This is a genomic window from Ignavibacteria bacterium, from assembly GCA_016873845.1.
In the GTDB taxonomy this organism is placed as follows: domain Bacteria; phylum Bacteroidota; class Ignavibacteria; order Ch128b; family Ch128b; genus JAHJVF01.
The window spans coordinates 1-9935 of record VGVX01000087.1 but is presented as its reverse complement, the minus strand read 5'-3'; the positions used below and the strand labels follow the sequence as shown (position 1 = coordinate 9935).

The 9935-nt window shown below is 36.8% G+C and carries 12 protein-coding genes; 4 read left to right on the top strand and 8 right to left on the bottom strand.

Annotated features, from left to right (window positions below; all coding sequences use genetic code 11):
* The 4 genes from bshB1 to FJ213_11930 all read left to right on the top strand — a co-directional run.
* Positions 1-705: bacillithiol biosynthesis deacetylase BshB1 (bshB1, locus tag FJ213_11945; GenBank protein ID MBM4176864.1), on the top strand; the 705-nt coding region annotated here is incomplete at its 5' end.
* A 209-nt stretch (positions 706-914) separates the two neighbouring features.
* On the top strand, positions 915-1769 hold the full coding sequence (locus tag FJ213_11940; GenBank protein ID MBM4176863.1) for a hypothetical protein: 855 nt from the start codon (positions 915-917) through the stop codon (positions 1767-1769).
* An 8-nt stretch (positions 1770-1777) separates the two neighbouring features.
* Entirely contained in the window at positions 1778-2335 is a 558-nt protein-coding gene (locus tag FJ213_11935; protein MBM4176862.1) for an isochorismatase family protein, read from the top strand.
* Between the two features lie 305 nt (positions 2336-2640).
* Positions 2641-2739, top strand: a complete 99-nt coding sequence (locus FJ213_11930; protein ID MBM4176861.1) for a YHS domain-containing protein — start codon at positions 2641-2643, stop codon at positions 2737-2739.
* 56 nt (positions 2740-2795) lie between these two features.
* Here the strand turns inward: FJ213_11930 and FJ213_11925 are convergent, their stop codons facing one another.
* The 8 genes from FJ213_11925 to FJ213_11890 form a co-directional block, all read right to left on the bottom strand.
* Positions 2796-5192 carry a cytochrome C biogenesis protein gene (locus tag FJ213_11925; protein ID MBM4176860.1) on the bottom strand — a complete coding sequence of 799 codons (2397 nt, stop codon included), beginning with the start codon at positions 5190-5192 and terminating at the stop codon, positions 2796-2798.
* Between the two features lie 14 nt (positions 5193-5206).
* Positions 5207-5596 carry a cytochrome c maturation protein CcmE gene (locus FJ213_11920; GenBank protein MBM4176859.1) on the bottom strand — a complete coding sequence of 130 codons (390 nt, stop codon included), beginning with the start codon at positions 5594-5596 and terminating at the stop codon, positions 5207-5209.
* Entirely contained in the window at positions 5596-5730 is a 135-nt protein-coding gene (locus FJ213_11915) for a CcmD family protein (GenBank protein MBM4176858.1), read from the bottom strand. The genes FJ213_11920 and FJ213_11915 overlap by 1 nt, the downstream gene beginning before the upstream one ends.
* Before the next feature lie 17 nt (positions 5731-5747).
* Complete coding sequence (locus FJ213_11910; protein ID MBM4176857.1) at positions 5748-6479, bottom strand: ABC transporter permease; 732 nt, start codon at positions 6477-6479, stop codon at positions 5748-5750.
* A 51-nt stretch (positions 6480-6530) separates the two neighbouring features.
* Positions 6531-7196: an ABC transporter permease gene (locus tag FJ213_11905; GenBank protein MBM4176856.1), complete on the bottom strand. Its 666-nt coding sequence runs from the start codon at positions 7194-7196 to the stop codon at positions 6531-6533.
* A gap of 69 nt (positions 7197-7265) precedes the next feature.
* Complete coding sequence (locus FJ213_11900) at positions 7266-7676, bottom strand: four helix bundle protein (GenBank protein MBM4176855.1); 411 nt, start codon at positions 7674-7676, stop codon at positions 7266-7268.
* A gap of 10 nt (positions 7677-7686) precedes the next feature.
* Positions 7687-8316, bottom strand: coding sequence for an ABC transporter ATP-binding protein (locus tag FJ213_11895; GenBank protein ID MBM4176854.1), 630 nt, complete (start codon positions 8314-8316; stop codon positions 7687-7689).
* Positions 8309-9880 carry a hypothetical protein gene (locus FJ213_11890; protein ID MBM4176853.1) on the bottom strand — a complete coding sequence of 524 codons (1572 nt, stop codon included), beginning with the start codon at positions 9878-9880 and terminating at the stop codon, positions 8309-8311. Before FJ213_11890 ends, FJ213_11895 begins: the two co-directional genes overlap by 8 nt.
* Positions 9881-9935: the final 55 nt, after the last annotated feature.

The following is a 9935-nucleotide window of genomic DNA, read 5'->3' as shown; positions in this document are numbered from 1 at the left end:
GCATTCGGTGCGCATCCGGATGATGTTGAACTCTCTATGGGGGGAACAATCATTTCACTCGTCGAACGCGGGCTGACAGTTGGAGTCGTTGATCTTTCGCAAGGTGAATTGGGGACAAGGGGAAGCAAAGAAAAAAGAATGAAAGAAGCTTCTAGCTCCGCGAAGGTTTTGGGGATTGATAAACGGATCTGTCTTAAATTGAAAGACGGAGATATTAACTCAAGTGAATTATCTATTAAAAAAGTTGTTGATACGATTCGAACTTATCAGCCGAAGATTATTTTTGCTCCATATTTTAAGGACAGGCACCCCGATCATGAAAGTGCTGCACTGCTGGTGAAGAAAGCTTCCTTCTTTTCAGGATTGAAAAATTACCAAACCGGGAAAAAAAATCTGCATCCTTACCGTCCAAAAAAGCTCTTTTATTACATGCAGAGCTACACTTTTGAGCCGACATTCATTTACGATATCTCAAATTATTTCGAAGAAAAGATGGAGGCAATCAATTCGTACTCGTCGCAGTTTTATAATCCCCAAAGCGACGAACCGGAGACTTTCATCAGCCGACCTGAATTTATGAGCTACTTAAAAGCTCGTGCGGAATTCTACGGCTTTCAAATAGGAAAATCCTACGGCGAACCCTTTTTCTGTGAAGAGAGGATAGAGTTTGATTTCGACAATTTTCTTACAGATAAATTCCAATAAGCAATCAATTTTTTTGAAAAATATTATTTAAACTTGATAGTCCTATTTCATTTCCCTAAACTTGCCAGCACTTATGAGCTTTTATCCCCAGCCGAATGAATGGACGTGCGGTCCATTTGCTCTCAAATATGCTTTGGTAATGCACGGTCGGTTCGAGAATGAAATCGAAATTTCTCGCCGAGCTGGTGCACACTGGTGGAATGGAACAAATGAAATTTCACTTTCAAGGGCGGCACGATATTACGGATGAATGGACGTGCGGTCCATTTGCACTCAAATATGCACTTGTAATGCACGGACGATTCGAAAATGAAATTGAAATTTCACGCCGTGCAGGTGCTCATTGGTGGAATGGAACGAATGAGATCTCGTTGACTCGGGCAGCACGTTATTACGGATGTTCGCTTAAATCGATTCGCCGGACTCAAGCCGAAAAGGCACGCAAGACATTAAATAAATACCTCCGAAAAAAAATTCCATGTATTCTTTGCGTCGATGAGTGGAATCATTGGGTGACTGTCATAAACTACAGTCTGCAAAAGTACATTGTCGTTGATTCAGAGGAGTCGCCGGTGATTCAGATTTATTCATGGGCGCAATTGAGGCGCAGATGGGTGTACGACGATGACGAAACAGAGAAATCTTTATACGATCTCTATCCTTTGATTCCGAAATTCAAAAGGTTGTCAAAACCCAGATTCACTCTCCGCACCGCTCAGGAGCTTCGTAAGGAGAAAAATCAAGAGCTGGCGAAAAATTGGGATCATTACTTCAACGACTTGATAACAATTTGTACACCCAGAACTCCGTTATCAATAAATTACATTTCAATGAGCGAATTTCTTCGGCGGCGTTCAAAAATGATGATCGAGCAGGCCTCTTACTGGCATGGATTTCCAACGAAGAGCGAGCTTAGAGATCTGTTAAAGAGATTTGAATTTGTTGCAAAGATCTACGATCTCGTAATTGCCGAAGAAGATAAGTTCGAAGCTCTCTCCGCATTTTCTTCTATTCTTATGATGTACGCCTGCGGAAAGTACGGTATGAACAAAATTTATATTTGACCAGTTCTATGAAACGACACCCCAAAATTCTTCAAAAAGATAAAACCGGTTTGTTGGTTATCGATATTCAAGAACGTATTCTGAATGTCATGATGAAACACGAAACTTTAGTCGCAAATGTTAATAAACTGATCGGTGGTTTTAAAATTCTTCAACTTCCAATTTATTTCACTGAACAGTATCCAAAAGGATTAGGACCAACAACAGAATCCATTCTTCCAAATCTCCAGCCAGTTGAAGCAGTTCAAAAACTCACTTTCAGTTGTTCCGGTGCTGATGGATTGTTCCAAAAAATTAGAAATGACAAGCTTGAGCAAATAGTCGTGTGTGGAATTGAATCGCATGTTTGTGTAATGCAAACTGTTCTTGATCTTCTGGCAAGTGGTTTTCAGGTTAATGTTCCGATTGATTCAATATCTTCCCGGAAAGAAGCTGACTATCAAGCTGCATTGATGCGATTTCAATCTGAAGGTGCCATTATTACGTCAACTGAAGCTGTTCTATTCGAGCTATTGGAAGAATGCCGTTCAGATGAATTCAAGCAAATCTCAAAGCTTGTTAAATAGCTGAAACTTTTATTACTGCCGCGATTGTTCAGTAATCGAAACAGTTTTAACAACTTATTAAAGGAATTCTGATGAAATTATATGTATTGCTCCTATTCATTTGCGGTTTTATTCTTATTGGTTGTGAAGAAAAACCTCAGAACAATGCTGATCAATCGATGCAGAAAAAGGAATCTGAAGAAATATCCTCAGGCAATATTTCTACGCTGTCTTCCGATTCGATGAAAGTGCATGAACTTAAACAATCATCGGCAGAAACTGCTTCGTTAGTTTGTGTTGTAACTGGAGAAGAGGCAGACCCAGAAATGTTTACGGAGTACAATGGAAAGAAATATTACTTCTGCTGTGAAAAGTGTCAAAGATTGTTTTCAAAAAATCCGCATAAATATATAAACAAAAATTAATAACAAAAAAGCCCGTCAATTTAGTCATTTTGGCGGGCTGTTTATGAAATCCTATATTATTGTTTCGATTCCTTTCCTCTGCGTACAATCGAAACTATAAATCCAATGGTGAGAATTATCGTTCCGCCCCAAACTAAATTAATAAATGGTTTTACACTTGCATTAACTGCGAGAATTTCTTGTTTTACTGGAACAGGAAGTTTTTCAACAGTGTAAGGTGAAACAACCAAAGTCGCTTTACCTTTATCCGCACTTAGAGAGGCGAAGGTGATTGAAAGATTTGCATCTTTAATATCAACTGGAAAGTCTTTGCGTTCGCCATCTATGCTAATAAATTTTGGAGTTACCTTATAAACTTTGCCGTAATGTTTCACTTCAAGTTTGGCACCAATTGAAAATTCACCACCTTTCATCATGTTGCCGCGTGATGATTCATCGAAATCATAATCGACGAATAAAATTTCTGCTTCACCAAATTTAATTGTTTCACCGCGGGTGATTTCGAAGGTTTTTGAACTACTTTGCTTGTCTTGTGAGCCGTCTTCGTAAGAAATGGGTGATATGTAAAAATCACGTGTCCATTTTTGAAGAATGTCGGGATTTCGCATCAAGCCTTGATTAAAATCGCTGTAAAACATAACTGGCTGGACTAAATATTTTTTTCCATCTTTCTCCACATCAATGTTGAAGGAGAACTTTCCGTCTTCAGTCGGTTGGTAACCGGTGAATGTCATTTTGTAGCCAAGAGCTTCAGCTGGTTGATTCTTGATAAGATCAACGTCGACACTTGAATCATACTTCGCAGACGCAATCACGCCAATGAAGAAAAGTGCAATTCCCATGTGAGAAATATATGCACCGGCTTTTTGAAAATTCCCTCTGAAAACTTTGTAAGCGATTTCGGCATTTACGAAGAATGAAAATGCAGAACCAAATGCAAACAATATCATCATAAAGTCGTGGACGCCCAATATTACAAATAGAATGGTAGTAATTACGGCAGCTGATAAAGAGAATAGAGATTTTTTGAAGATATCCTGACCTTGGGTTTCCTTCCACTTTAAAATCAAACTAAATCCATTCAATAGCCCAATTAATATCGCAAGCGGTAAATTCATTTCATCATAAAAACTAATCTGAACAGACCTTCCAATAATTGGGGCAGAAGTTCCAACGAAAGTTACAGCAGCTGTTGCTCCTAAAGTTACTGCACCAGTGAACAATGCCATTTCGCGGGAGAGTAAATTTTCATAAGGCTTAGTTTGTTCTTTCAAATAGCTCCATCTGTAAATTAGAAGACCACCGCCGAGCAAAATAAAAGTCGCCATGAATATCATTAGAAGGAGATATGCAAAATAACCTGGATCGACAAAGCTATGGACAGAAGCATCACCTAGAACTCCGCTTCTGGTTAAGAAAGTGCTGTAAAGGACTAAAACAAAAGCAAGAATGCTAAGGATTAAATTTGTCTTGGCAAATCCGCCAATTCCGCCTGACGCTGAACTTTTCTTCTGAACCAGCATTGTATGAATAGCTGCAACTCCAATTATCCAGGGAATAAGCGAGGAGTTTTCAACAGGATCCCATGCCCAATAACCACCCCAGCCAAGAACTCCATAAGCCCAATATCCACCGAGCATAATTCCTAATCCGAGAATTATAGATCCAAATAGCAGCCAAGGAAAAGACTGTTTTACCCAGGTTACATATTCATTTTTCATTAATGCTGCAAAAGCAAATGAGAATGGTACTGACATTGCGGCGAATCCAATAAACAAAACCGGTGGATGAATCTGCATCCAAAAATTCTGAAGCAAAGGATTTAATCCTTTGCCATTAATAATGAATTCATTTAATGCAATACCATTCGATTTAAGGAGACCAATGAGCGAGGCGTCAATCTTTACAAATTGCTGCCCGGTTGAATTATCACTAAAAAAATAATTTTGAAGAAAAGGTAAATTAAAAAATTGCGAGCCGATAGTTCTTGCATCAGCAAAAAGTGCTTCTGACCAAACGAGAGCAAATGGATTTTTAACCATTGGAGTGATCATTAAAAGCAAGAAGGTTTGAACCAAACAATAGATAGACATTACTCTCGGTTCAAGATCGTCTCGTTTTGCCGTATACTGCTGCAAGAAAATTCCAATTACAGCTGTGAAAAGTGCCCATAAAAGGAAACTTCCTTCCTGACCTGCATAGAAAGTTGACATTAGTAATCCCAATGGTAAGGAAGTATCGCTGTAACTGTACACGTATTTGTATTCAAATTGATGCGTTACGATTAAGTAGAGCAAAAATGCACTTGCAAGAATGGTAGAGGTAGCCATCAAATGGAAAGATATACGAGCGAATCCTAAAGTATTTTTTGCTCCTCTAAAATTAAAGAAATACATCAAAGATGCGACTAACGCCGATAAAAATCCCAGCGTTGTTAAAATATTTCCGAACATATTATCTCCTAAATTTAAATACTGCTGTTTTGAACTTTTTGTCCCTCATACTTTGACGGACATTTAGTTAAAACATCAGAAGCTTGAAAATAGCCGTTTTCGAATTTTCCAGTAACAACTACACTTGTTGCGACTTCAAAATTGTTTGGTTTAATTCCTTTGTAAACAACTCTCATTTCGTTTTTATGCGCATCGCGGATATAAAACGAAAATGTTCTATCAGCCCGATTCTCTTCGTAAGCTTTTTCTCTAATCCAAGTTCCAGTCGCTTTGCAGGTTTTTCCCTCCTGCATAATCGTGGTAAAGTTACTTTCGTACTCAATATCTGTTTGTGTAAAATTATAAACCAGCACGGCGAGAAATACTATAATAATTGCTCCGCCTAAATAATATCGTGCTTTCATTAACTCTGTTCTCCTTCTTCAAGTTTCTTGACTTTCTTATCCAATTTATAAATAAATGAAAAAATACCGAGCCAAACTATCAATACAATTATCAATACAATGTAGAGAGAGTTGCTGCTTAAAAAATTATAGATTCCGTCCAATTGAACTCCTAACTAATTTCTTTTTGTGAATTAAACTCTAATTTTAAAATTCGATGTGCTAAGTTCCACATCCAAAAGAAAAGAATTGTAAAAGCAAATAAGGATGTGAAGAATACAACTCTCATATTTGGCGCCATCTTAAATTCAATAACTGGATTTGCGCTTGCTGCAATTTGTCCAGAAGCAGCATCGATTTCAAGTGAACCTGGATGTAATCCAATCATGATCCTTGGCATTATGAAAATAAAAAATGGTGTTGTAAGAAAAGCAATTATCGAATAAATGGCTGAGAGCCGTGCACGTTTTTCTTCATTATCAAGTGCTGAACGAAGAGCGAAGTATGCGCCATAAATTAATAGCAAGATAAAAATGCTTGTTTCTCTTGGATCCCAATGCCAGAATGAACCCCAATTGAATTTTGCCCAAACGGAGCCGGTGATTGTTGCCAATAAACAAAATACCAATCCCAAAGCTGCAGCTGAAACAGATTTTATATCGTCGTAATAATCTTTCTTACGCAGAAATCTAATCCCATAAAACATTGCCATCAGATAAGCGAGCACAGTAAGCCATGCAGTAGGAACATGAAAGAAAATAATTTTTGCTTTGTCTTCAAGTCCGGGGATGAGCGGGAATTCCCAAATTGAACTTGGGACATCGATAATTCGCGGCGAGATGCCAGCAATCATTACGAGTGCAATCAATAAGAAAAGTGAAAATTTCCACCAGTTATTTTTCATAATTTTTTCCGACAAAAGTAATCCTTTTGATTTGAAGTCGCAATCCTATTGCTAATCTCTCCAGATAATATCGAATACCATTATAGATGCAGTGATCATTATCACATCGTATGAAATTAAGACTAGAAATTCTGCTGAAGCTTCTGAGATTTGCACTCCCTCAACAGAAAATTTTGTCAATTCAATCAGCATCAGAATTAATGGCAGTAATACCGGAAAAGAAAGAACAGGGTAAAGTGTCCCTTTTGCATTTGCTTTGGAAATGATTGCAGCGATAATAGTTGATGAGGCAGCTATTCCAATATTTCCAAGTACAAAAGCATAAAAGAACATTTCGAAGTTACGAATAACAAAATCGTTGAATAATGTATAATAAAGTATTGTAATTATTGTATTGATGAAGAAGATCAGTACAAGATTAAAGAGCAGTTTCCCTAAGAGAATTGAAGTTGGATGTGCTATTAACGAAAGTATTAAAGTGGTGCCTCGCTCTTCTTCTGAAACAAATGTTCTCGATAATCCAGACATTGCTGAGAAGAAAATCACCACCCAAAGCATTCCGGCAAAAATATTTTCCGGAGCTTTTTCGCTTCCAATTGAGAATAGAATTACACTGATTGCAACAATCACGAACATAATCAGTGCATTTATAGCATATCTCGTCCTAAGCTCAGAAGAAAAATCCTTATAAAATATGTAGAGTACTTTTTTGAGCAAACTCAGGCGCTCATTTCTTTCAATATCGAATATTGAACAAGGAATTTTGAATGAAGAAGTAATCTCATGTTATTTTGATTTTAGTTTATTTTGTTTTGCTGTAGAAATGCTCGAAACAAAAATCGCTATTAATTCATTGACCTCAGATAATGCTTCATTAACTAAATCATTACCTTTAAGAAGGGACTTTCTATGAATTAGAGTAAGCCAAATGTTAGTTTCTCTGAGTTCTTTCAAGCTGATTTTCATTTTGTGTATAAAATCATCTCTGGATTCCGCACTAGTTGCCTCAGCGTAGTTCGCTGTGGGTGATGTGCCGCATCGTATCAGTTGGTTGCTAATATGTTTCGCAACTAAGCTATTCGGTAGTTCCTCGATTATTTTTAGAATTAGCAATGAAAAATTAATCAATCTCTCCTGCAGATCAAAAACTTGTCTTTTATTTTCACTTGTATTCGTTATTCCTTGTTCAGAGTTCATTATTCAATATTCATTTATGTGAATCAAGATTTATAACATTATCAGCAAACCGAAAATCTTCATTCTCATTTGTTGCAACTATTACAACCCGATCTCTACGATACCGCTCAATAAGATTTTGAACAAACTCTTTGCCTGGCATATCTAGATTAGACGTTGGCTCGTCAACGAGCAAAATACTCGGTTCATGCAGAATTGCAGAAGCATACTTCATTCTTTGCTTCATTCCTGACGAAAAAGTTCGATATAAATCCTTCCTTCTATCGATCAATCCAATTTCTTCGAGAATGGATTCGATTTTTTCCTTCTCGACCTTGATTCCGCGAATGCGGGAAAACATTTCAAGATTCTCATAAGCACTGAACTCATCATAAAGCACAAGATAAGGTGAGACTAGTCCAATCTTCTCATAATATTTTTCTTTATCAAATTCTTGTCCGTTGATGTTTATTTTTATAGATCCAGAAGAAAATGAGAGCACTCCTGCCAAAATTTTCACTAATGTAGATTTACCTGAGCCATTTTTACCTGTAATTATCAAGCTCTGTGTTTCACATAAAGTAAAATCAATGTTCTTGAAAATTAATCTTCTGCCAAAAACCTTCTTTAAGTTATTAACTTCAATTCCAATCTTAGTCATTCAGGATTACAATCTTTCCGCTGACTGTATTCACATCGTCAGATATTACATAAAAATATATTCCCGTTGAAAGTTTTGAATTATTAGAATCTAATCCGTTCCAAGTAAAAACTAATTTATCATCGAAGGATTGAACTCGCTTCCTTTCTGTATGAATTAAATCCATTCCCGAGCTATAAATATTAACTTGAGCTTCAGATCCAAAATCGGACGGAGAAAGAATCTTCACCAGCTGATGCTTTGAATAATAGAATGGCATTGGGAAAGATAACGTAGAATAATTAGCCATTACAGGTACAATAGCCGAAGTGTCATTTACTACAAAATGATCTTTCCAATTTTGCAGTTCAGAAACTTCCAGTCTGCCGAATAAAGAATTGGAAATTTTTTTGTACGAAAGATCGTCAGTTGAATTCACGATCCTGTAAGTAAAGCTTGATGTTTTTGGTGAAGTTGACCAAACAAGTGCAGAATCAACATTTGTATTTACTATAATTAAAGTAATAGTATCCTTTTTCCCGCCAACATTGGATATTGAATCTACAACTTGAAAATATTGTGCAGCACAAGGTTGGGATGAGCCGGTAATGACTTTAACGGGGGGACGAAAATCTGTAGAGTAATTAATTCTAACTAAAGGATAATTAGCACCCTCTTCATAATATTTTTCCGGAACAGCTCGATGTTTCGTAAAATAATTATATAGATAAAATTTCGAAAATTCATTTCTGAAAGTTGAACCGGCATCTTCAATCGATTTTTTTATTGAGAGAAGTGCCGGATAGGAACGCATATTTTCCCACTGCTTAACCAGTATCGAATTCCCAAATTCTTTTTGGAGAAATATATTCCATATCGCTTGAGAATAGCCGCTGTAATTGGAAAACACTTTTGATGTATTACTAAAGAAAGATGGAATATAGGCGTAGTAATCATTAATTGAATCGTAAACGAATTCTTCCATCGAGGTCGAAGTTAATTCATAAAAATATGTATCAGATGCGCGGAAAATATAATTCCCCAACTGAATTGCATGATGAAGTTCGTGAGCAGCAGTTACACGAGCCGCATCGATTCCTTTTGTATAATAATCCGGTTCCTGAAAATTATTATCAATAACGACATAGCTCGAATATTTTTCTGCGCCTAAATTAGTTTCGAGCTCTGTGTATCCATAAAGTGGATAAACATCCTGAACATAGATATCATATAAATTATCTCCACCTGCACCATTATCACTTGGCGGCGGAGGGAATTTCAAAAAGTTTACCTCATACTCGTAGGAAGAATCAATCGCTTTTATCAATTCATTGAGAGAATATTTGATTGCATGAGTTCCAACAGTGTCATAATGAACTCTAAATTTACCTGTCGAAGTAACAACTGAGACTTGGGTCGTTGGTCTTAGCAGGACTTTATTTAGGGTTTGTTGCTGCGATGAATTAAACTGATCTAAATTTATTTTAACTGAATAAATTAATTCAAAGCCGCACTTTTTATCGCTGATGGAGTATCCTGCAGGAAGGGGAACTCTCGATTTAATATTAACAAACTGATGATACAAAGAATCAGCTCTACTGCGAAAACTTGAACCCGATAAATCTTGAGCTATTGAAGTA

Excerpts from the sequence above, each read along its gene's own strand:
- FJ213_11940 (MBM4176863.1), top strand. The coding sequence starts at position 915 with ATGAAATTTCACTTTCAAGGGCGGCACGATATTACGGATGAATGGACG.
- FJ213_11935 (MBM4176862.1), top strand. The coding sequence starts at position 1,778 with ATGAAACGACACCCCAAAATTCTTCAAAAAGATAAAACCGGTTTGTTG.
- FJ213_11930 (MBM4176861.1), top strand. The coding sequence starts at position 2,641 with ATGTTTACGGAGTACAATGGAAAGAAATATTACTTCTGCTGTGAAAAG.
- FJ213_11925 (MBM4176860.1), bottom strand. The coding sequence starts at position 5,192 with ATGTTCGGAAATATTTTAACAACGCTGGGATTTTTATCGGCGTTAGTC.
- FJ213_11920 (MBM4176859.1), bottom strand. The coding sequence starts at position 5,596 with ATGAAAGCACGATATTATTTAGGCGGAGCAATTATTATAGTATTTCTC.
- FJ213_11910 (MBM4176857.1), bottom strand. The coding sequence starts at position 6,479 with ATGAAAAATAACTGGTGGAAATTTTCACTTTTCTTATTGATTGCACTC.
- FJ213_11900 (MBM4176855.1), bottom strand. The coding sequence starts at position 7,676 with ATGAACTCTGAACAAGGAATAACGAATACAAGTGAAAATAAAAGACAA.
- FJ213_11895 (MBM4176854.1), bottom strand. The coding sequence starts at position 8,316 with ATGACTAAGATTGGAATTGAAGTTAATAACTTAAAGAAGGTTTTTGGC.